General features: G+C 72.4%; 19 protein-coding genes. 3 read left to right on the top strand and 16 right to left on the bottom strand.

The window, feature by feature from the left end:
- Nucleotides 1–269: 269 nt before the first annotated feature.
- From ACZ5CZ_RS38115 to ACZ5CZ_RS38105, 3 genes are all read right to left on the bottom strand, one after another.
- Complete coding sequence (locus tag ACZ5CZ_RS38115; protein WP_385843162.1) at nt 270–797, bottom strand: DUF3618 domain-containing protein; 528 nt, start codon at nt 795–797, stop codon at nt 270–272.
- A gap of 127 nt (nt 798–924) precedes the next feature.
- Nucleotides 925–1,620 carry a hypothetical protein gene (locus ACZ5CZ_RS38110; RefSeq protein WP_468949408.1) on the bottom strand — a complete coding sequence of 232 codons (696 nt, stop codon included), beginning with the start codon at nt 1,618–1,620 and terminating at the stop codon, nt 925–927.
- Entirely contained in the window at nt 1,617–1,772 is a 156-nt protein-coding gene (locus ACZ5CZ_RS38105) for a hypothetical protein (RefSeq protein ID WP_385843160.1), read from the bottom strand. The genes ACZ5CZ_RS38110 and ACZ5CZ_RS38105 overlap by 4 nt, the downstream gene beginning before the upstream one ends.
- 162 nt (nt 1,773–1,934) lie before the next feature.
- On the opposite strand from ACZ5CZ_RS38105, the gene dapA reads away from it, so the two are divergent.
- Nucleotides 1,935–2,843, top strand: a complete 909-nt coding sequence (dapA, locus tag ACZ5CZ_RS38100; protein ID WP_468949411.1) for a 4-hydroxy-tetrahydrodipicolinate synthase — start codon at nt 1,935–1,937, stop codon at nt 2,841–2,843.
- A gap of 92 nt (nt 2,844–2,935) precedes the next feature.
- Here the strand turns inward: dapA and ACZ5CZ_RS38095 are convergent, their stop codons facing one another.
- The 13 genes from ACZ5CZ_RS38095 to ACZ5CZ_RS38035 form a co-directional block, all read right to left on the bottom strand.
- Nucleotides 2,936–7,777, bottom strand: a complete 4,842-nt coding sequence (locus ACZ5CZ_RS38095; RefSeq protein WP_468949406.1) for a CHAT domain-containing protein — start codon at nt 7,775–7,777, stop codon at nt 2,936–2,938.
- Nucleotides 7,774–9,828, bottom strand: coding sequence for a caspase family protein (locus tag ACZ5CZ_RS38090; protein WP_468949404.1), 2,055 nt, complete (start codon nt 9,826–9,828; stop codon nt 7,774–7,776). The genes ACZ5CZ_RS38095 and ACZ5CZ_RS38090 overlap by 4 nt, the downstream gene beginning before the upstream one ends.
- 193 nt (nt 9,829–10,021) lie before the next feature.
- Nucleotides 10,022–11,008, bottom strand: a complete 987-nt coding sequence (gene dapD, locus ACZ5CZ_RS38085; RefSeq protein ID WP_385843155.1) for a 2,3,4,5-tetrahydropyridine-2,6-dicarboxylate N-succinyltransferase — start codon at nt 11,006–11,008, stop codon at nt 10,022–10,024.
- Nucleotides 11,009–11,073: 65 nt separating this feature from the next.
- Nucleotides 11,074–11,607 (bottom strand): TetR/AcrR family transcriptional regulator, encoded by a 534-nt coding sequence (locus ACZ5CZ_RS38080; protein WP_385843154.1) that lies wholly within the window; start codon nt 11,605–11,607, stop codon nt 11,074–11,076.
- A complete protein-coding gene (locus ACZ5CZ_RS38075; RefSeq protein ID WP_385843152.1) occupies nt 11,607–11,930 on the bottom strand; it encodes a DMT family transporter in 324 nt (107 codons plus the stop codon). The genes ACZ5CZ_RS38080 and ACZ5CZ_RS38075 overlap by 1 nt, the downstream gene beginning before the upstream one ends.
- Before the next feature lie 103 nt (nt 11,931–12,033).
- Nucleotides 12,034–12,366, bottom strand: coding sequence for a metal-sulfur cluster assembly factor (locus ACZ5CZ_RS38070; protein WP_385843151.1), 333 nt, complete (start codon nt 12,364–12,366; stop codon nt 12,034–12,036).
- A complete protein-coding gene (gene sufU, locus ACZ5CZ_RS38065) occupies nt 12,363–12,830 on the bottom strand; it encodes a Fe-S cluster assembly sulfur transfer protein SufU (RefSeq protein ID WP_385843150.1) in 468 nt (155 codons plus the stop codon). Before sufU ends, ACZ5CZ_RS38070 begins: the two co-directional genes overlap by 4 nt.
- Before the next feature lie 18 nt (nt 12,831–12,848).
- A complete protein-coding gene (locus tag ACZ5CZ_RS38060; RefSeq protein WP_385843149.1) occupies nt 12,849–14,105 on the bottom strand; it encodes a cysteine desulfurase in 1,257 nt (418 codons plus the stop codon).
- Nucleotides 14,102–14,866 carry a Fe-S cluster assembly ATPase SufC gene (gene sufC, locus ACZ5CZ_RS38055; RefSeq protein WP_030617891.1) on the bottom strand — a complete coding sequence of 255 codons (765 nt, stop codon included), beginning with the start codon at nt 14,864–14,866 and terminating at the stop codon, nt 14,102–14,104. The genes ACZ5CZ_RS38060 and sufC overlap by 4 nt, the downstream gene beginning before the upstream one ends.
- 7 nt (nt 14,867–14,873) lie before the next feature.
- Nucleotides 14,874–15,191, bottom strand: coding sequence for a non-heme iron oxygenase ferredoxin subunit (locus ACZ5CZ_RS38050; protein ID WP_385843148.1), 318 nt, complete (start codon nt 15,189–15,191; stop codon nt 14,874–14,876).
- Nucleotides 15,188–16,372, bottom strand: a complete 1,185-nt coding sequence (sufD, locus tag ACZ5CZ_RS38045; RefSeq protein ID WP_468949400.1) for a Fe-S cluster assembly protein SufD — start codon at nt 16,370–16,372, stop codon at nt 15,188–15,190. Before sufD ends, ACZ5CZ_RS38050 begins: the two co-directional genes overlap by 4 nt.
- A 55-nt stretch (nt 16,373–16,427) precedes the next feature.
- Nucleotides 16,428–17,849 (bottom strand): Fe-S cluster assembly protein SufB, encoded by a 1,422-nt coding sequence (gene sufB, locus ACZ5CZ_RS38040; RefSeq protein WP_360747512.1) that lies wholly within the window; start codon nt 17,847–17,849, stop codon nt 16,428–16,430.
- Nucleotides 17,846–18,580, bottom strand: a complete 735-nt coding sequence (locus ACZ5CZ_RS38035; protein ID WP_385843146.1) for a helix-turn-helix transcriptional regulator — start codon at nt 18,578–18,580, stop codon at nt 17,846–17,848. Before ACZ5CZ_RS38035 ends, sufB begins: the two co-directional genes overlap by 4 nt.
- A gap of 215 nt (nt 18,581–18,795) precedes the next feature.
- Between ACZ5CZ_RS38035 and ACZ5CZ_RS38030 the strand changes: the two genes are divergently transcribed.
- Both ACZ5CZ_RS38030 and ACZ5CZ_RS38025 read left to right on the top strand, forming a co-directional pair.
- Nucleotides 18,796–19,719, top strand: a complete 924-nt coding sequence (locus ACZ5CZ_RS38030; protein WP_468949397.1) for an ABC transporter ATP-binding protein — start codon at nt 18,796–18,798, stop codon at nt 19,717–19,719.
- Nucleotides 19,716–20,489, top strand: coding sequence for an ABC transporter permease (locus tag ACZ5CZ_RS38025; protein ID WP_468949395.1), 774 nt, complete (start codon nt 19,716–19,718; stop codon nt 20,487–20,489). The genes ACZ5CZ_RS38030 and ACZ5CZ_RS38025 overlap by 4 nt, the downstream gene beginning before the upstream one ends.
- Nucleotides 20,490–20,528 lie beyond the last annotated feature (39 nt).

Genomic DNA, 20,528 nt, shown 5'->3' with positions numbered 1-20,528 from the left:
GGGGGTGGTGGGGGGGGGGTTGTTTTCCTTTGTGTCGTCTCTAATTGGGATGCAAGAGCGCGACGTGGCCGGCGAGAGGAAAAGGAAAGGGGCCCCCCCCCCTCCCCCCCCTTCCCCCCCCCCCCCCCCCCCCCCCCCCCCCCCCCCCGCCCCCCCCCCCCCTCCCCCCTCCCCCCCCCCCCCCCCCCCCCCCCCCCGCCGGCTCATGGCCGCCGGTCGACCCGGTGCGAGATCGCGGTCGCCGGTCCATCCGGCACCGGATCACACGGTCACTGGTCCATCCGGCGCCAGATCACGGCCGCCGCGACGACGGAGGCGGCCGCCGCCCCGGCGATCAGCACCGGCCGCGGGTTCCGCAGCGCGGCGCCCACCATGGAGCGCACCGGCCGCGGCACCCGCACGTCGTGCTCGATGTCGTGCGCGGTGTGCAGCGTCCGTTCCTGAAGGGCGTGTCCGCCGCGGCCGGCCTGCTCCCGGGCGAGATGCCCGGCCTTCATCATCCGCTCCTGGGCGCCGTGCCCGGCCTTCGCCATCCGTTCCTGGGCGCCGTGCCCGGCCTTCACCGCCCGGTCCTGCATGCCGTGTCCGGCCTGGGCGGCGCTCATGCGCAGCTGGACGGTCATGGCGCCTGCCTTGTCCCGCAGATCGGCAGCCCGGGCCCGGGCCCGGCCCCCGACCTCGGTCCGGCCCATCAACCGGTCGACGGTGTCGCCGAGTTGATGCCTGGCCTGCTCCATCTGCCGCCGCAGTTCGTCGGGGCCCTTGGCACCCGAGCCGTGCGGGAACTTGTGCGTCATCGATGTGCCCTTTCCCTGAGAGCCTCCGCGGGGGCCGGCGCCGCGGCAGAGCGCTGGCGGCCGACTCCTCGTCGGTGACCGCCTCCCTTCCGTCCGTACGGACATCGGGTACCCAGGCCGGAGGCCGTCAGCCCCGGCCAAGGCCGCCCGGGCCGCGTTCCGCGAGCCGGGCGAGCTGGGTCTGGAACCAGTCGAGCCGCGCCTGCAACAGGGCGGCCTCGGCGACGAGTTCCGGCACGCCCGGCTCGGCCGCGCCGCCCGGCTCCGCCGCCGGGACCGCCGTACCGCCGCCCTGTGCCGACACCCGCAGCCCCGATCCGGCCAGCCGGGCGAAGCCCGGGAGCGAGACGGCGGTACGGCCGCCCGCGCAGCCCGCGCAGACCGGGACCAGGGCCCGCCAGCCGGGCCGCCCCCAGTCGGCGTCGGCGAGCGCGACGGCCACGGCGCCGCAGCCGCAGGGGCCCGCGGTGGCGGTGCACACCCGCTGCCGGGCGTAGCGGAAGCCGCGCTCGAAGCGGATGTAGGCGCCGAGCACGGTGACCTCCAGCAGGAGCGCCGTGCGGTGCTCGGTCGTACACAGCAGGGCCTCGGCGGCCGTACGGTCGTGGAGGCAGTGGAAGCCGCAGTCGCACCGCCGCGCGGGCGGGCGGTGTCTGCGGCCGTAGACACAGGAGGCGTCGGCGAGCACGGCGTACGGCAGCGCACCGCCGAGCGACACTCCGGTGAACCCGGCCCGGGTGCCGTCCTGGGACAGCACCGGGTGGGCGATCTTGTAGCCGGTCGGCGGCTCCGTCGGGCGTTCCGCCGGGAGCCGCAGTCTCATCGGGCGGCCGGGACCTCTTCGCGGGCCGGCGCGGCCGGTTCGGTGCGGACGGTCTCACCGGCGCTCTCGCCGGTGGTCTGCGGGGCCGTCTCCTCGGGGAGCGGGGTCCGCTCCTCGGCGACTCCGGTGGCCAGTGCCTTGCCGAGCTTCATGGTGCCTCCCATGGGTGACGTCGGTGACCCTCCGGCCATAGTGACCCATGAGGTGGCGGGTTGGACATAGGACCTTGCGTCTCCTTAGCAGTGCTTATCTACAACCCGTAGAAGATTTAAGTGGAGCTTTATTCTCCTGGTGCCGAGACTGCCTTCATGACCATGACCATGACCACGAGCACCCGCACGCCCCCGCCCTTCGGCCGCACCCTGTGCGCGATGATCACCCCCTTCACCGAGACCGGGGCGCTCGACCTCGACGGAGCCCGAAGCCTGGCCGTCCGGCTGGTGGCGGCGGGCTGCGACGGCCTGGTGCTGAACGGCACCACCGGCGAGTCGCCGACCACCACGGACGAGGAGAAGACGCGGCTGGTCGCGGCCGTACGGGAGGCGGTCGGCGACCGGGCCGCGCTGGTCGCGGGGGTGGGCAGCGCCGACACCCGGCACACGGTCGAGCTGGCGCTGGCGGCCGGCCGGGCGGGGGCCGACGGGGTGCTGGTGGTGACGCCGTACTACAGCAGACCCCCGCAGGACGCGGTGGCCGCGCACTTCCTGGCGGTCGCCGACGCGAGCGAGGTGCCGGTGATGCTCTACGACATCCCGGGCCGCACCGGCACCCGGATCGAACCGGACACCATGACCGGCCTCGCCGCGCACCCCCGGATCGTGGCCGTGAAGGACTGCTCGTACGACTTCCTCGGCACCCAGCAGGTGCTGGCCCGGACGGACCTGGCCTACTACGCCGGCTGCGACGAGCACATCCTGGCGCTGTACGCGATCGGCGCGGCCGGCTGTGTGAGCACGGTCGCCAACGCCGCGCCGGGCCATGTCGCCGCGATCCTGGACGCCTTCGACGCGGGCGACACCGCCCGGGCGCGGGACCTCCAGCTGGCGGCCACCCCGCTGATCGAGGCGATGATGGCCGCGGGTCTGCCCGGCACGGTCACCGCCAAGGCGCTGCTGGGCCGCCTGGGACTGCCCGCGGGGCCGGTGCGCGCCCCGCTGCTGCCCGCCGGCCCGGAGACGGCCGACGGGCTGCTGGCCCACCACCGGGAGCTGCCGGCGCTGTGATCGGCGCCGCCGGACAGCTCCCGGTAGCCGTTGAGCCGGGCGGATCGACGAGCGGGAGGCCTGGGTACGGCGGGTGCCGTACCGGCGGCGGATCAGCCGCTGCCGCTAGGGCCTGCGGACGAACCTCCGGCGGCCTCCCTCGCCCGTCCGTCCCCGGGGCGCGGCAGGCGCCAGTCTCCCACCAGCACGAACGGCGCCCAGTAATGGGGATGCCGGAAGGGGAACGCCCGGTCCTCCTCGCTCAGCCCGGCGGCGGCCAGGGCCTCACGGCGCTCCTCCGCCTCCAGCGCCGCGTCCCGCAGGGCGGGATCGGAGCTGACGGCCAGCGCGGCACGGGCCGTGGCGAAGTCCGTGCTCAGGGCCGCCGAACCGATCCGCAGGGCGCGCCGGGTGGCCGGTTCCGCCCCGGTCAGGCCCCCGGCCGTGTCCGGTGCGGTCAGGTCCGCCACCTGCTGCCGGGTCAGGGAGCGGACCCGGAGCACCGCGTCGCGCAGCGCGTGGGCGAGGGAGGCGGGAGCGCCGTCGGACGCGGCGGCGCCCAGACGTTCGTAGAAGGCGCGCATCAGCAGCGAGGTGGACAGGTCGTCCACCGACCACTGGCTGACGATCACGGAGGCCGCGCCGGCGGTGAGGAAGCTGCGGACCAGCCCGGTCAGTTCGTCGCCGGGGCGCATGCCGTTGACCCCGCTGGTGCAGCAGCTCAGCACGACGAGGGCGGCGGAGAGCCGGGCACCGCGCAGATCGGCCGCGCCCAGTATCTGCCGCTCGCGGCCGTCGGCGGCCCGGGCACCGCCCAGGACGATGCCCACCGCCCCGTCGGCGGTGTCCAGGATGCCGTGGGCGGCCAGATGGACCAGCCCCGGCGGGGACTGGGTGCGCAGCAGGGCGTCGGTGACCAGGCGCTTGGACACGTCCTCGCCGAGCACCGGGGGGATGCCCAGTTGCCGGGCCACCGTCACGGCCTCGATGCGGGCGTGGGCGAGGTCGCCTCCCGGGTCCCCCACCACCAGCGGCTCGCCGGACGCCTGCGGCGCGCTGCTGGACAGCCGGCGCACGAGCAGCGAGGCGCTGGGCGCGTAGCAGACCGGGTTGCGCAGCCCCAGCGGCACGCCCGCGACCTCGAGGACGTGCAGCGGGACGTCGTGCAGCGCACCGTGCGGGACGAGCGCGATCAGTTCGTCGGCCGGCACCGCGGCGAGCGGTGCGACGAGCGGTGCCGCGGCCCGTTGCAGCCGCTCCAGGTCCACCGTGCGGAAGTCGAAGCGGGTGCCGCGCACGGCGGCGTCGAGGACATCGCCGATCTCGTACAGGTCGACCTCGATGGTGACCGCGCGGGGCTCGGCGCCCGCGCCCGAGGTGAAGAGCAGCACCCGGCCGCTGTCGAGGACGTGGTACAGGGCGATGTGCGCGGCCCCGCCGACGGCCTCGTGCAGCCGCTGCCAGCCGACCGGCTCCACACCCTGCCGGCGCATCGCCTCCACCTGCGCGCGGTCAAGGTCCCGGGTGAGCGCCTCGTGGTCGTTGCGGAGGCGGTGGCGGATGTCGCTGGTGTCGATGCGGGTGGTCGGCGTGTGGACGCGGAACCCCTCGGGCAGCTCCCGGCTGCCGCCGTAGCGGCCTTCGAGCAGCAGCAGCCGGGCCACGTCGGCGGCGGTGTAGGGGGTGGTGAGCGCGTCGAGCCAGTCCAGTTCCTCCTGCCGTTCCCGCTGGGCGGTGACCAGCGCGTCGACCTCGGGGTCCGCCAGCGCGTCCTCGTCGAGAAAGGCGCGGGCGCGGGCCCGTTCGGCGAAGTCGAAGGCCGCCAGGGTACGGCCCGCCGCGAGGCACGCCTCGATCGCCGTGCGGTACAGCGGGACGGCGGTTCCCGACCACGCCATCCGCAGTTCCCAGCGGGACAGGTTCAGTCGGCTCTCCTCGGCCCGGGCGACCAGCCGGACGACCAGGTCGGCCGCCTCCGCCGCGTTGCCCCGGCCCAGCTCCACCCGACTGCGCAGCAGCTCGAAGGCCAGCCCGTACTCCGTGGCGGCGGACGCCGCCGCGTCCAGCAGCTCCAGGGCCTCGTCCCAGCGTTCGTGCAGGAGGCAGAGCTGCGCCCGCATCGTCAGCAGGGCCGGCCGCTGCCAGTCCGCCGCGTACTCGGTGGCGAGGTCCAGGTAGCGGGTGGACTCCGCGAAGTCGTCCACCACCAGGGTGGAGAAGGTGGCGTGCGCCCCGGCGTGCCGGGCACCCTGCTCCGTGGTCAGGGCCGTGGTCAGCAGCTCCGCGGCCCGTTCCCACTGCCCGGCGTCGCGCAGGATCTGGGCCAGGCTCGTGACGCCCGTCACCGACAGGCCCGGCGCGACCACGGTACGGCCGTCCTCCTCGACGAAGACCCAGGAGCCGTCGTCGATCTCCTCCGCGGCCGCCCGTACGTCACCGGAGCGCGCGGTGAAGATGATCCGCAGGCCGCGCAGTACGTTGATGTACTCCTTGGCGCCGATGCCGTAGACGTCCAGGTACTCCAGCTCCATCCAGGCCACCTGGTCCTGGGGATGGTCCAGCGTCCTGAGATTCGCGGTCATGGGCTTCGCGAGCAGCAGCGTCATGCCGTCGGCCCGGTCGAGATGGGCGGCGACGGCGTCCAGGTCCTGCACCCTCAGCAGTGCGTCCGCGATCGCCAGGCTCGTCCGGGCGGCGCTCACCGGGAACCCCGCGGCCTCGAAGGCGAGCTGCACGGACTCCCAGATGTCCGCCGCCTCCCGCCACTTCCCCTCGCCGACGAGCATGCCGGCCTCGTAGTGCCCGACCAGGGCGGGACGCAGCTGCGGCACCGCGGACAGCCACGGCGGTTCCAGGTCCAGCAGGGCGGTCACGGCGGCCGCGTCCAGGAAGCGCGAGGCACCGAACATGCGGTCCAGCAGCCAGACCAGTGCCCCGGTCGCCTCTCCCTCCGGGTCGCCCCCCTGTTCGGCCGCGCACAGGACCGCCCTGCCCAGCGCCTTCAGTCCCGACATCAGGTCGATGCTCTGGGAGCCGCCCTCGCCCGGGTCCATCCGCACACAGCTGAGCCCCAGCAGCAGATACGTCCGCCAAGCGGTGTGGCCCGCGGCCACGGCGGCGCGGAGATCGGCCAGGGCGCGGCGCGGGCGCTCGGCCTGGAAGTGGGCCAGGCCGCGCACCGCCAGGGGCCGGGCCCGGCCGGGCAGCCGCTCCACCATCTCGTCGAGGATCTCGACGGCCGTCTCCGGGGCGTGCTCCCGGGACGCCAGGCGTTCCAGGACGTCGAGGGCCTCGTCATCGCGGCCCCCGCGCAGCAGGAGGCGGGCGTGCAGCTCCAGCACACCGGTGCTCGGCTCGGGTGCTCGCTCGCACTCCGCGAGCGCACCCTCCAGATCCCCGCGGCGCTCGCACAGCTCGGCACGCAACGCGTGCCCGGCGGTGCGGGCGGCGACGGACAGCCGGGCGAGGAGCCGTTCGGCATCGGCCGCGGTCGGCTCCGTACGCCCACGCTCCAGGTTGATCAGCGCCCGCTCGGTCAACGCGACGTCGATCTGCCGGGCAACGGAATCGGGCAGCGGGCGAGGGGCGTTGACGGGGTCGGAGGGTATCGCCGCCGGCCCGGAGGGCGTCGCAACCGCCGGCCCGGAGGGCGTCACGCCGGGCCCGGAGGGCGTCACGGCCGGCCCAGAGGGCACCGCACCGGGCCCGGAGGGCGTCACGGCCGGCCCGGAGGGCGTCACGGCCGGCCCGGAGGGCGTCACGGCCGGCCCGGAGGGCGTCACGGCCGGCCCAGAGGGCACCGCACCGGCCCCGGAGGGCGTCACGGCCGGCTCAGAGGGCACCACACCGGCCCCGGAGGGCGTCGCATCCGGCCCGGAGGGCGTCGCAACCGGCCCGGAGGGCGTCGCAACCGGCTCTGCGGCAGGCTCTGCGGAACCGCCGGAGGCCCCCGCTTCGAGTGCCTCGCCGATGCGTATCACCTCGCCGAACTCGGCCACGGCCGCGTCGAGGTGGCCGTTCACCACGAGCGCGCGGGCGTGATGGACGCGGAACCGCAGCTCCTCCGGCGCGGCCGCAGCGGCGCGGGCCCACGCTTCCAGGGCGCCCTCCGGTTCCCCCGTCTCCGACAGGCACACCGCGAGGTTGTTCCAGGCGAAGGCGCTGCCGGGCGCCACCTCCAGCCAGGCACGGTAGGCGGTCACGGCGTTGGGATAGTCCTCGAGGAGGATCAGGGCGTGCGCCCGCACGCGCAGCGACTCGAACCGTCCCGGCGCGAGGGCCAGGGCGTGTCCGGCCGCCTCGGCAGCCGCTTGCGGTGCGTCCTGGAGAAGCTCGTTGGCGAGTTCGGCCCATGCCAGGGCGAGCTCCTCCCCGGTGACCCCGCTGGCAGACACCCCGTCGGCTCTCTCGTACGCCGCCTGCGCCAACTCCAGGAATTCCTGGGCGAGATGGAGTTCACCAGCCGTCAGATACGCCCTCGCCGCCTGCATCGCGGCCGGCCATGTGTACTCGTGCCGCTGCGCGCCCTCGGACATGACCGTGGCCTGGGCGAGGAGCACGGCCGCCGGACGCCAGCGGTTCAGCCGTGCAAAGACGCCGGAGACCTGGACCAGGGTCCAGAAACACAGCCAGCCGCTCTCCTGTCGGGCGGCGAGTTCCGCTGCGGAGCGGCACCAGGCGAGCGCGGCCTCCTCCTCGTCCTCCGCCTCCGCGAGGAGCACCCGCAGATGCACCGCGTGCTCGGTGCTCCCGGTCAGGGTGGCCAGCGCCTCACCCTGCCGGACGATCGGCAGCGCCTCCTGTGGTGCGCCCTGCTCGATCAGCGCCTCGGCCGTCTGCCGTACGGAGTCGAGGAGGCCGTCCAGGTGCTCGGCGTCCGGCGGGGACGCCAGGCAGGCGTCCAGCTCCTCGCTCAGGGCTGCGGCCGACGGCTGTGGCCGCCCGGGGTGCGTCATCGTCGTACCGTTCCCTCCACCGGGTGGGCCGACGGCCCGAAGGTGCGCAGTGTGACCAGGGTGGTCGTCCATTCCGGGGCGTCCGGGCCCGCGCTCCCCAGGTCCCGGGTGGCGGCCGTGCCGGCGAGCCGGTCGAGCAGGGTCCGGCCGGTACCGGCGCGGGACGGCGCCCGGCGGGACGGCGGTCCGTCGAGGACAGGCAGTTCGAACGCGTCGGGCGAGAAGCGCTGTTCGGACGCGATGAGCTTCAGATGATCGAGCACCTCGGCGCCGGGGACGCCGAGGCGTTCCGCGGGCAGGGAGACATCGACGGGGCGGCCGTCGTAGGCGACCGTCACCGCCCCCGCCGGCAGCAGGCCGCCCGGATACAGCAGGCTGTGGCACCGGTAGCGGTCGGTGAGGTCGAGCAGGGTGCAGTAGAGGTCCGTGGGACTGTCGTTGTGGAGGTGGATCCAGACGTACGGCCGCCGCCAGCCGGTGCCGGCCTTCCGGTAGTGCAGCTGGATCCGTCCGTCGGCGCCGGGCGTCAGCGGCGGCCGGGTGCCGGGCGCGGGCGGTGCCGTCTCGCCGGGCTCGGCGGGGACGATCTCGACACGGACCAGGTCCGCGATCCACGATCCCGGGTTGTCCAGCCGCCTGATCAGGTGCCAGCGGGCGAGGTGTTCGAGGCGGCGCCGCACCGTGACGGCCCCGTCCGCCGTCGCCGGGACGGGGCCGGCCAGCGGGGTGCCGTCGGGCCGCGCGATCAGCAGCGCGGGTTCGGTGCCGGGGCGGGACGGCTCGCCGGTCAGGACGAGGAAGCGGTCGTCCTGACCCGCGGGGCCCACCGCGCCCTCGGCCGCGCCGAGGTGCGGGGAGTCGGCGATCGCCGTGCGCACCAGCGCGGCCGCGGGGCCGTCGCCGCGCACCTCGACCGTGGCCTGGGGCACGGGCGCGTCCACCACGACAGCGGGATAGCGGCTTCCGGTGCGCGGCCGCCAGTCCGACGGCTCGACGGCGACCCGGCTGCGGGCGGGCTCCACCGCGGTGACCCGGACCCGGCCGAGCGGGTGGCCCGCCCCCGCCCCGGGCCGCTCCTCGGGCGGGAGGACGGCGAGGACGACGGACTCGTCACCGCGGGGCGGCTGGATGCCGTGCACCGTACCGGCGTCGATCCACCACTCGCCCCGCCGGTGCTCCAGGGAGATGCCGTGGGCCCGCGGCCGTAACGCCCCGCCGAAGAGCGGCTGGTCGAGCGCCTGCGGGGGCATGGCGTACCCGACGGGGTCCTGCTCCCCCACCCGGTCCCTGACCCCCGCCGCGGCGGCGCCGAGCAGGTCGCGGTAGGTGGCCTGCGGCCCGAGCCGGGCGAGGGCGCGCTGGAGCATGAACGAGAAGACGCCCCGGTGCCGTCCGCCGAAGGGCAGTTCCTTGGCCGTCTGGAGCGACTCGCAGGCCGACAGGGTCACCTGCCGCGGCGGCTCACCCCCTTCGCCGCCCCCGCCCCCGTCGCGGACGGTCGCCGCCCATGCGGTCCGCAGGGCGGGAAGGTACTGCTCGAAGGGTCTCGGCGCGGTGGCGGGGGGCGCCGAGCGGACCCCCACCTCCGGCAGGTCCCGGGTGGCCCCGCCGGAATGGCAGCTGTCCAGAACGCCGAGCACATGGGCCCCCGTGGCGGCGACCGTGCCGACGAGCTGGTTGATCTCCTTGTCGGCGAGGTCGGGCACCCCGGGCAGCCGGCTGTCGGCGCACACCAGGGTCTGGTTCCAGCCGGTCGGCTCCAGATGCCAGAAACGCTCCTCGACCGGTTCGAGCGAGCCGTGCCCGGCGAAGCAGAACACGGCGACGTCCTCCGGTCCCGCCTGGGCGAGATGGGTCAGAAATCCGTCGATGACGGCCTGCCGGGTCGCTTCCCCGTCGCGCAGCACGCGCACGCGCAGCCGCTCGTCCGGCACCCGCCCCCGCAGAAACGCCTCGAAGGCGAGCACATCGGCCACACAACCCTTGAGCGACCTGAGCCGGCCCTGGTAGTCGTCCACCCCCACGAGCAGGGCGTACACGGTCTGCACCATACGGCCGTCCCTTCGCGCTCCGCGGCCTCTTCGCCACCGAGGCGGTAAATGCTAGACCCTGTACGGCAGTTGACGCACCAGATGCCACGAGACACCGGCTTTGCACCGATACCGCCCGCGACCGGCAGAACCCCGGACAGCACGGAGCGCCCTCCCGCACCACGGCGGAAGGGCGCTCAGCGAGACACGTGGGTCAGTTGTGGCTGTGCAGGATGTCGTTCAAGCCGCCCCAGACCGCGTTGTTCGGGCGGGCCTCCACCGTGCCGGTGACCGAGTTGCGGCGGAAGAGGATGTTGGAGGCGCCGTTGAGTTCGCGGGCCTTGACGATCTGGCCGTCGGGCATGGTGATGCGGGTGCCCGCGGTGATGTACAGGCCCGCCTCGACCACGCACTCGTCGCCGAGGGCGATGCCGACGCCCGCCTCGGCGCCGATCAGGCAGCGCTCGCCGATGGAGATGATCACGTTGCCGCCGCCGGACAGGGTGCCCATGGTGGAGGCGCCGCCGCCGATGTCCGAGCCGTCGCCGACCACGACACCGGCGGAGATCCGGCCCTCGACCATGGAGGTGCCGAGCGTGCCGGCGTTGAAGTTGACGAAGCCCTCGTGCATGACCGTGGTGCCGGCGGCCAGGTGGGCGCCCAGCCGGACCCGGTCGGCGTCGGCGATGCGGACGCCCTTGGGGGCGACGTAGTCCGTCATGCGCGGGAACTTGTCGATCGAGGTGACCTGGAGGTGCAGGCCCTCGGCGCGGGCGTTGAGCCGCACCTTCTCGATGTCGTCCACGGCGACCGGGCCGAGCGAGGTCCAGGCGACGTTGGCGAGGTGGCCGAAGATGCCGTCCAGGTTCTGGCCGTGCGGCTTGACCAGGCGGTGCGAGAGCAGGTGCAGCCGCAGGTAGGTGTCGTGCGCGTCGATCGGCTTCTCGTCCAGCGAGGCGATGACCGTGCGCACCGCGACCACCTCGACGCCCCGGCGGTTGTCCGGGCCGACCGCCGCGGTCGCGCCGCCGCCCAGCAGCTCCGCCGCCTGCTCGGCGGTCAGCCGCTCGGTGCCGGCCGGGCCGGGCGCCTCGACCAGCTCGGGGGCCGGGAACCAGGTGTCGAGGACGGTGCCGTCGGAGGCGATGGTGGCGAGGCCGGCGGCGACAGCGCCGGTGGTACGGGAAGCAGACTCGGTCATGGGGGAAAACCTAACGTGAGCGGGGTGGTGAGGGCGAATGGCGTCTCATGTGCCGGGCGCGGCTTTCAGGGGATCAGCCGAGCCAGCGCGGTGCGGGCGTACTCCTCGTCGTAGGAACCGCCCGTGAGCAGCACCTGAAGGCCGATGCCGTCCATCAGCGCGAGCAGCGCCCGGGCGGTGACCGGGTCGGTGCGGCGGGTGAGCAGCGCGGTCGCCTGCTCGGTCCACTCGGCGGCGACGGGCCGCAGCGCGGGCCGCCGCAGCGCGGCCAGATACAGCTCGTACTCCAGCTCCACGCCGGTGCGCTCGCCGCCCAGCCAGGCTCCGAGGGCCGCGGCCAGCTCGGTGGCGAGGTCGCCGTGGCCGCCCTCCGGCAGCCGCTCGGCGAGCACCCTGCCGAAGCCCTCGTTGGCCTGCCGCAGCGCTGCCACCATCAGCTCTTCCAGGGTGGCGAAGTGGTACGTCGTGGAGCCGAGCGGTACGTCGGCCTCGGCGGCCACCGAGCGGTGGCTCAGCCCGGCGATGCCGTCCCGCCCGACCACCCGGATCGCGGCGTCGATGATCCGCCGGCGCCGGTCGGGGTCGTAGCGCCGGGGCATCAGTGACTCGCCCCGCCCAGGTTGAGCACCACCACTCCGCCGATGATCAGCAGGATCCCGGCGACCTTGGCCACCCCGAGCCCCTCCCCGAACAGCAGCAGCCCGAGCACGGCGATGGCCGCGGTGCCCACCCCGGACCAGATGGCGTACGCGGTCCCGATCTGCACGGTCTTCAGCGTCTGCGCGAGCAGCGCGAAGGAGACGAGGTAACCGAGCACGGTCACGGCCGAGGGCCCGAGCCGGCTGAACCCCGCGCTGTACTTCATCGCCGTCGTGGCGGCGACCTCGGCGGCTATGGCGCCGGCGAGCAGCAGGTATCCCATGTGTACGAGCGTACACAGCACAGGTGTACGGCCGTACACAACGAGGGAACGGAAAAGGGGCCGCGGCATGGTGCCACGGCCCCTTCCCGCACTCGGGCGGTGCTCAGACGTTGAAGCCGAGCGCCCTCAGCTGGTCGCGGCCCTCGTCGGTGATCTTGTCCGGGCCCCACGGCGGCATCCAGACCCAGTTGATGCGCAGCTCGTTGACCAGGCCGTCGGTGGCGGACTTGGCCTGGTCCTCGATGACGTCCGTCAGCGGGCAGGCCGCCGAGGTGAGGGTCATGTCGACCGTCGCCACATTGGAGTCGTCGATGTGGATGCCGTAGATCAGCCCGAGGTTGACGACGTCGATGCCCAGCTCGGGGTCGACGACGTCCATCAGGGCCTCACGCAGCTCCTCCTCGGACGCGGGCTTCATCTCTGCGGTGTCGGTCATGCCGTCTTCCTTTCGGCCTCGGCGCCACCCAGCGCCTGGGCCGTCGCGTCCTTCCACGCCATCCAGCTCAGGAGGGCGCACTTGACCCGCGCGGGGTACTTGGAGACGCCCGCGAACGCGACCGCGTCCTCCAGGACCTCCTCCATCGCGTCGTCCGGCTCGATCCTGCCCTTGGACTGCATCAGCTCCAGGAAGGTCTCCTGGATCCGCTGCGCCTCGGACAGTTCCTTGCCGACCAGCAGCTCGTTGAGGACGGACGCGCTGGCCTGGCTGATGGAGCAGCCCTGGCCCTCGTACGAGACGTCCTCGATCCTGCTGCCCTCGTACCGCACGCGCAGGGTGATCTCGTCGCCGCACGTCGGGTTCACGTGGTGTACCTCGGCGTCGCCGTCCCTCAGACCACGCCCGTGCGGGTTCTTGTAGTGGTCCAGGATGACGTCCTGGTACATCGAGTCCAGCTTCACGGTCTCAGCTCACGCCCTTCAGCCGAAGAAGTTCCGAACGTGCTCCAGCCCCGCGACCAGTGCGTCGATCTCGGCCGGCGTGGAGTACAGATAGAACGACGCTCGCGTGGTCGCAGGAATTCCGTACCGCAGGCAGACCGGGCGGGCGCAGTGGTGGCCGACCCGGACCGCGATGCCCTGCTCGTCGAGGACCTGGCCCACGTCGTGCGGGTGGATGTCCCCGAGGGTGAAGGAGATCGCGGCGCCCCGGTCCTCGGCCGTGGTCGGGCCGATGATCCTCAGGTCGGGGACCTCGGACAGCCGCTGGACCGCGTACTCCGTCAGCGCGTGCTCATGGGCGAGGATCTTGTCCATGCCGATCGACTGGAGGTAGTCGATCGCGGCGCCCAGCCCGACCGCCTGCGCGATCGGCGGGGTGCCCGCCTCGAACTTGTGCGGCGCCGGGGCGTACGTGGACGAGTGCATCGAGACGGTCTCGATCATCTCGCCGCCGCCCAGGAAGGGCGGCAGGTCCTCGAGCAGCTCCTGGCGGCCCCACAGGACGCCGATGCCGGTCGGGCCGCACATCTTGTGGCCGGTGAAGGCCACGAAGTCGGCCTGGAGTGCCTGCACGTCCAGCGGCATGTGCGGGGCGGCCTGGGAGGCGTCGACGCAGACGAGCGCACCGACCTCCTGCGCGCGGCGCACTATCGCCTCGACCGGGTTGAGGGTGCCCAGGATGTTGGAGACCAGTACAAAGGAGACGATCTTCGTCTTCTCGGTGATGATCTCGTCGATGTTGGACAGGTCGAGCCGGCCGTCGTCCGTGAGGCCGAACCACTTCAGCTTCGCGCCCGTGCGCTGCGCGAGCAGCTGCCACGGCACGATGTTGGAGTGGTGCTCCATCTCCGTGATGACGATCTCGGTCTCGTGGTCCACCCGGTAGGGCTCCTCGGCCCAGCCCAGCATGTTGGCCACGAGGTTCAGCGACTCGGAGGCGTTCTTGGTGAAGATCACCTCGTCGCGGCTCGGCGCGTTGATGAAGTCGGCGACCTTGTCGCGCGCGCCCTCGTACAGCGCCGTGGCCTCCTCGGCGAGCACATGCACACCGCGGTGGACGTTGGCGTTGTGCTGCTCGTAGTACTCGGAGAGCACGTCGAGCACCTGGCGCGGCGTCTGGGAGGTCGCCGCGTTGTCCAGGTACACCAGCTTCTTACCGTCGTGGAGCACCCGGTCCAGGATGGGGAAGTCCTTGCGCAGCGCCTCGGTGTCGAGGAGGCCCGGCAGCTGTGTCACGCGGATGCGCCACCCTTCACGTATGCCTCGTAGCCCTCGTTCTCCAGCTTGTCCGCGAGCTCGGGGCCACCGGACTCGACGATGCGGCCGCCGGCGAACACGTGGACGTGGTCGGGCTTGATGTAGCGCAGGATGCGCGTGTAGTGCGTGATCAGCAGGGTGCCGACCTCGCCGGTCTCGCGGACACGGTTGACGCCCTCGGAAACGATGCGGAGGGCGTCGACGTCGAGACCGGAGTCGGTCTCGTCCAGGATCGCGACCTTCGGCTTGAGCAGCTCCAGCTGGAGGATCTCGTGGCGCTTCTTCTCACCGCCGGAGAAGCCCTCGTTCACGTTGCGCTCGGCGAAGGACGGGTCCATGTTGAGGCGCTCCATGGCCTCCTTGACCTCCTTCACCCAGGTGCGCAGCTTCGGGGCCTCGCCGCGGATGGCGGTGGCGGAGGTGCGCAGGAAGTTGGAGACCGAGACGCCGGGGACCTCGACCGGGTACTGCATCGCCAGGAACAGGCCGGCGCGGGCGCGCTCGTCGACGGACATCTCCAGGACGTCCTCGCCGTCGAGGGTGACGGTGCCGCCGGTGATGGTGTACTTCGGGTGACCCGCGAGGGAGTAGGCGAGGGTCGACTTGCCGGAGCCGTTGGGGCCCATGATGGCGTGCGTCTCGCCCTGCTTCACGGTGAGGTCGACGCCCTTGAGGATCTCCTTCGTGGCGTTGTCGGCCTCGACGGTGACGTGCAGGTCTCGGATTTCAAGCGTTGCCATGGGTGCCTCAGGACTCCTGGGAGAGGGAGACGAGAACGTCGTCCCCTTCGATCTTTACGGGGTATACGGGGACGGGGCGCGTGGCCGGGAGGCCGGACGGCTTGCCGGTGCGGAGGTCGAAGGCGGAGCCGTGCAGCCAGCACTCGATCTGGCAGTCCTCCACCTCGCCCTCGGAGAGGGAGACGTTCGCGTGGGAGCAGATGTCGTGGATCGCGAACACCTCGCCCTCGGTCCTGACGACCGAGACCGGCGTGCCGTCGAGTTCCACCCGCTTCGGGGTGTCCTCCTCCAGCTCGCTCAGCCCGCAGGCGCGTACGAAGGTCATGCGACCGAAGCCTCCAGCTCCTCCTCGATCTTGGCGAGCAGGCGCTCCTCGATGTCGGCGACGCCGATCTGCTGGACCAGCTCGGCGAAGAAGCCGCGGACCACCAGGCGGCGGGCCTCGTGCTCCGGGATGCCGCGGGCCATCAGGTAGAAGAGCTGCTCGTCGTCGAAGCGGCCGGTGGCGGAGGCGTGGCCGGCGCCGACGATCTCGCCGGTCTCGATCTCCAGGTTCGGCACCGAGTCGACGCGCGCGCCGTCCGTGAGGACCAGGTTGCGGTTCATCTCGTAGGTGTCCGTGCCCTCGGCCGAGGCCTCGATGAGGACGTCACCGATCCAGACCGCGTGCGCTTCCTCGCCCTGGAGCGCGCCCTTGTAGACGACGTTGGACTTGCAGTGCGGGGCGTTGTGGGTGACCAGCAGACGGTGCTCCTGGTGCTGCCCGGCGTCGGTGAAGTACAGGCCGAACAGCTCGGCCTCGCCGCCGGTGCCGGCGTACGTCACGCGCGGGTGCAGCCGGACCACGTCGCCGCCGAAGGTCACGACCACCGACTTGACGGAGGCGTCCCGGCCGACCAGCGCGTTGTGCTGGGCGACGTGGACGGCCTTGTCGTCCCAGTCCTGGACGGAGACGACGGTCAGCTTGGCGCCGTCACCGAGGAGGTAGTCGACGTTGGCGGCGAGCACGGCGTCACCGGTGTGGTCGATGACCACGACGGCCTCGGCGAAGTTGCCCAGCTCGATGATCTGGTGGGCGAAGGCGGTGCCGCCCTGGCCGTGTACGGCGATGCGGATGGGCTCGGTGAGGACGGTGTCCTTGGGGACGGTCACGACCGAGGCCTTCTCGAAGGCCGAGTACGCCTGCGCGGCGACGCGGTCCACCGGGGTGCCCGCCTTGCCGAGCCGCGCGTCGTCGCGGCCGACGGTCTCGACGGTGACGCCCTCGGGGGCCTGTACGTCGACCTTCACACCGTCGCCGTTCGCGACGGCGGTGCCGTCGTGCAGCCCGCGCAGGCGCTCCAGCGGGGTGAACCGCCACTCCTCCTCGCGGCCGTGCGGGACCGGGAAGTCCGCGACGTCGAAGGACGGGGGCGCGCTCATGCGCGAGACGACGGTCGACTCCGCGGCGACCGCGATCGAGCCGGCGGTGGTGGAGCCCACCGGGATGTTCTGGGCCTCGGCCATGGCTGTCGTAGTGCTCTCTTTCTGAGTAAGGCGTCTGCTGGCGATGCGGGCGGTGTCAGCCGACCGCGCCTTCCATCTGCAGCTCGATCAGCCGGTTGAGCTCCAGCGCGTACTCCATCGGCAGCTCCTTGGCGATCGGCTCGACGAAGCCGCGCACGATCATCGCCATGGCCTCGTCCTCGGAGAGGCCGCGGCTCATCAGGTAGAAGAGCTGGTCCTCGGAGACCTTGGAGACGGTGGCCTCGTGGCCCATGGACACGTCGTCCTCTCGGACGTCCACGTAGGGGTAGGTGTCCGAGCGGGAGATGGTGTCGACCAGCAGCGCGTCGCACAGCACGTTCGACTTGGAGCCGGGGGCGCCCTCGCCGATCTCGATCAGACCGCGGTAGGAGGTGCGGCCGCCGCCGCGCGCGACGGACTTCGACACGATGTTGGACGAGGTGTTCGGCGCCATGTGGACCATCTTGGCGCCGGCGTCCTGGTGCTGGCCCTCGCCGGCGAAGGCGATGGACAGGGTCTCGCCCTTGGCGTGCTCGCCCATCAGGTAGACGGCCGGGTACTTCATCGTCACCTTGGAGCCGATGTTGCCGTCGATCCACTCCATGGTCGCGCCCTCGTAGGCCACGGCGCGCTTGGTGACCAGGTTGTAGACGTTGTTCGACCAGTTCTGGATGGTCGTGTAGCGGCAGCGGGCGTTCTTCTTGACGATGATCTCGACGACCGCGGAGTGCAGCGAGTCCGACTTGTAGATCGGGGCGGTGCAGCCCTCGACGTAGTGCACGTAGGCACCCTCGTCGACGATGATCAGGGTCCGCTCGAACTGGCCCATGTTCTCCGTGTTGATACGGAAGTAGGCCTGGAGCGGGATCTCGACGTGCACGCCCTTCGGCACGTAGATGAAGGAGCCGCCGGACCAGACGGCCGTGTTCAGCGCGGCGAACTTGTTGTCACCGGCGGGGATGACGGTCCCGAAGTACTCCTTGAAGAGCTCCGGGTGCTCCTTCAGCGCGGTGTCGGTGTCGAGGAAGATGACGCCCTGCTCCTCCAGGTCCTCGCGGATCTGGTGGTAGACGACCTCCGACTCGTACTGGGCGGCGACGCCGGCGACCAGGCGCTGCTTCTCGGCCTCCGGGATGCCCAGCTTGTCGTAGGTGTTCTTGATGTCCTCGGGCAGGTCCTCCCAGGACTCCGCCTGCTTCTCCGTGGAGCGCACGAAGTACTTGATGTTGTCGAAGTCGATGCCGGAGAGGTCGGAGCCCCAGTTCGGCATGGGCTTCTTCTCGAAGAGCTTCAGGCCCTTCAGGCGCAGCTTGGTCATCCACTCCGGCTCCGACTTCTTGCCGGAGATGTCGCGGACGACGTCCTCGTTCAGGCCGCGCCGGGCGGAGGCACCGGCCACGTCGGAGTCGGCCCAGCCGTATTCGTACTTGCCCAGGCCCTCGAGTTCGGGGTGGGCAGTCTCCGTGGGGAGAGTCATGCGGGGTTCCTCCCGGCCGTGCTTGCAGGTGCGTCAGTGGATGTCTTGGGGATGAACGTCGTGCACACGCCGTCGCCGTGCGCGATGGTCGCCAGTCGCTGGACGTGGGTACCGAGCAGCTCGGCGAAGATCTCCGTCTCCGCCTCGCACAGCTGCGGGAACTGTTCCGCGACATGGGCGACCGGGCAGTGGTGCTGGCAGAGCTGCTCGCCGACCGGTGCGCTGCGCGCCGTAGCAGCGTACCCGTCCATGCTCAAGGCCTTCGCCAGCGCTTCGGCGCGCTTGTCCGGGGTGACCGCCTCGATCGCCTTGCGGTAGGCGCTCGCCTGGGCGGTGATCCGCGCGCGCGCGAAGGCGGCGACCGCCTCGGCGCCGCCCTCCTGCTCGGCGATCCAGCGCAGGGCGTCGACGGCGAGCTTGTCGTACGACTGGTCGAAGGCGTCCCGGCCGCAGTCGGTGAGCGCGAAGACCTTGGCGGGGCGGCCTCGCGTGCGCGTGCCGTACACACGCTGCTCGCGGGCCTGTACGACGTCGTCGGCGACGAGCGCGTCCAGGTGACGGCGGACGGCCGCCTGGGTCAGTCCCAGCCGGCCGGCGAGTTCGGCGACGGTCGACGGACCGTGGTCCAGGATGGACCGCGCGACCCGGTTGCGCGTGGAGCGCTCACCGGTCGCTAGCTCCTCCTGCGGGGCCCCCGTGAGGGACTCCCGAGCCTCGCCGACGTTTTTCACAACGCCATTGTTGCGTAATTCCGCGGAGCCTGACAAGCGACGTCCGGATCATCGGACGGTGCCCTGCATCACTTAGGCATACCTAATCTGACCTGCGGAAACGATCTTTGATCGATCATCGGAATCCCGCCCGCACCCCCTCCGACCGGCCCTGTTGCCCGAGTTGCCGCACCCGCGCGTCCCGACCGCACGCGCTCTCCCTAGACTCTGGACCCATGCGAAGTGAGCCCGTCGTCCAGGTCCAGGCCCTGGTGAAGCGGTACGGCACGAAGACCGCGGTGGACGGCCTCGACCTGGTGGCCCGGACGGGTGTGACCGCCGTCCTCGGCCCCAACGGGGCGGGGAAGACGACCACGGTCGAGACCTGCGAGGGGTACCGGAAGCCGGATTCCGGCACGGTGCGCGTCCTGGGCCTCGACCCGGTCCGGCAGTCCGCGGAGCTGCGGCCCCGCATCGGGGTGATGCTCCAGTCCGGCGGTGTCTACTCGGGCGCCCGCGCCGACGAGATGCTCCGGCATATCGCGAAACTGCACGCGCACCCGCTGGACGTGGACGCCCTGATCGAGCGGCTGGGCCTCGGCTCCTGCGGCCGGACCGGCTACCGGCGGCTGTCCGGCGGCCAGCAGCAGCGGCTCGCGCTCGCCATGGCCGTCGTCGGACGCCCGGAGCTGGTGTTCCTGGACGAGCCGACCGCGGGCCTCGACCCGCAGGCCCGCCGCGCCACCTGGGACCTGGTGAGGGACCTGCGCGCCGACGGCGTCTCGGTGATCCTCACCACCCACTCCATGGAAGAGGCCGAGCAGCTCGCCGACGACGTGGCGATCATCGACGGCGGCCGGGTCATCGCCCAGGGCTCCCCGGAGGAGCTGTGCAAGGGGGGCGCGGAGAACACCCTGCGCTTCAGCGGGCGGCCCGGCCTCGACGTGGCCTCGCTGCTCAAGGCGCTCCCGGCCGACTGCACGGCCGCCGAGCTGACTCCGGGCGCCTACCGGGTCGTCGGCAAGGTCGACCCGCAGCTGCTGGCCACGGTGACCTCCTGGTGCGCCCAGCACGGCGTGATGCCGGACCGGATCTCCGTGGAGCGGCACACCCTGGAGGACGTCTTCCTGGAGCTGACCGGCAAGGAGTTGCGCTCATGACCACCGCTTCCGGCACCTACGCGCCCCGGCCGGGGGCGGCGCCGCTGCCCCGCATGATCGCGGCCCAGGCGGCCCTGGAGACGAAGATGCTGCTGCGCAACGGCGAGCAGCTGCTGCTGACGGTGGTCATCCCGACCCTGCTGCTGGTCCTCTTCAGCTCGGTCGACATCGTGGACACCGGCAAGGGCAAGGCGGTCGACTTCCTCGCCCCCGGCGTCCTGGCCCTCGCCGTGATGTCGACGGCGTTCACCGGGCAGGCCATCGCGACCGGCTTCGAGCGCCGCTACGGCGTGCTCAAGCGGCTCGCCTCCTCGCCGCTGCCGCGCTGGGGCCTGATGACCGCGAAGACGGCGTCCGTGCTGGTCACGGAGGTCCTCCAGGTGATCCTGCTGACGGTGATCGCGCTCGCGCTGGGCTGGTCCCCGCACGGCAACCCGGCGTCCGTCCTGCTGCTCCTCGTCCTCGGTACGGCCGCCTTCTCCGGGCTCGGTCTGCTGATGGCGGGCACGCTGAAGGCGGAAGCGACGCTGGCCGCCGCGAACCTGGTGTTCCTGCTGCTGCTGGTCGGCGGCGGGGTCATCGTGCCGCTGGACCGGTTCGGCGCGACCGGACAGCACCTCCTCGGTCTGCTGCCCATCTCCGCGCTCTCCGACGGACTGCGCGACGTGCTCCAGCACGGCGCCGGCGTGCCCTGGGGCGACCTGGGGATCCTCGCGGTCTGGGCGGTCCTCGGGCTGGCCGCCGCCGGACGGTTCTTCCGCTGGGAGTGACCGGCGGCCGCGCCGCGTGACCGGTGACACGGCCCCCCT

It is taken from the genome of Streptomyces sp. NPDC031418 (assembly GCF_055581605.1).
Note: the sequence above shows the minus strand (reverse complement) of the source record. Positions and strands in the feature narration are given on the sequence as shown.

Bases quoted from the DNA above. Each gene is read 5' to 3' on its own strand.
- ACZ5CZ_RS38115 (WP_385843162.1), bottom strand. From the start codon at position 797: ATGACGCACAAGTTCCCGCACGGCTCGGGTGCCAAGGGCCCCGACGAA.
- ACZ5CZ_RS38110 (WP_468949408.1), bottom strand. From the start codon at position 1,620: ATGAGACTGCGGCTCCCGGCGGAACGCCCGACGGAGCCGCCGACCGGC.
- ACZ5CZ_RS38105 (WP_385843160.1), bottom strand. From the start codon at position 1,772: ATGAAGCTCGGCAAGGCACTGGCCACCGGAGTCGCCGAGGAGCGGACC.
- dapA (WP_468949411.1), top strand. From the start codon at position 1,935: ATGACCATGACCACGAGCACCCGCACGCCCCCGCCCTTCGGCCGCACC.
- ACZ5CZ_RS38095 (WP_468949406.1), bottom strand. From the start codon at position 7,777: ATGACGCACCCCGGGCGGCCACAGCCGTCGGCCGCAGCCCTGAGCGAG.
- ACZ5CZ_RS38090 (WP_468949404.1), bottom strand. From the start codon at position 9,828: ATGGTGCAGACCGTGTACGCCCTGCTCGTGGGGGTGGACGACTACCAG.
- dapD (WP_385843155.1), bottom strand. From the start codon at position 11,008: ATGACCGAGTCTGCTTCCCGTACCACCGGCGCTGTCGCCGCCGGCCTC.
- ACZ5CZ_RS38080 (WP_385843154.1), bottom strand. From the start codon at position 11,607: ATGCCCCGGCGCTACGACCCCGACCGGCGCCGGCGGATCATCGACGCC.
- ACZ5CZ_RS38075 (WP_385843152.1), bottom strand. From the start codon at position 11,930: ATGGGATACCTGCTGCTCGCCGGCGCCATAGCCGCCGAGGTCGCCGCC.
- ACZ5CZ_RS38070 (WP_385843151.1), bottom strand. From the start codon at position 12,366: ATGACCGACACCGCAGAGATGAAGCCCGCGTCCGAGGAGGAGCTGCGT.
- sufC (WP_030617891.1), bottom strand. From the start codon at position 14,866: ATGGCAACGCTTGAAATCCGAGACCTGCACGTCACCGTCGAGGCCGAC.
- ACZ5CZ_RS38050 (WP_385843148.1), bottom strand. From the start codon at position 15,191: ATGACCTTCGTACGCGCCTGCGGGCTGAGCGAGCTGGAGGAGGACACC.
- sufD (WP_468949400.1), bottom strand. From the start codon at position 16,372: ATGGCCGAGGCCCAGAACATCCCGGTGGGCTCCACCACCGCCGGCTCG.
- sufB (WP_360747512.1), bottom strand. From the start codon at position 17,849: ATGACTCTCCCCACGGAGACTGCCCACCCCGAACTCGAGGGCCTGGGC.
- ACZ5CZ_RS38030 (WP_468949397.1), top strand. From the start codon at position 18,796: ATGCGAAGTGAGCCCGTCGTCCAGGTCCAGGCCCTGGTGAAGCGGTAC.
- ACZ5CZ_RS38025 (WP_468949395.1), top strand. From the start codon at position 19,716: ATGACCACCGCTTCCGGCACCTACGCGCCCCGGCCGGGGGCGGCGCCG.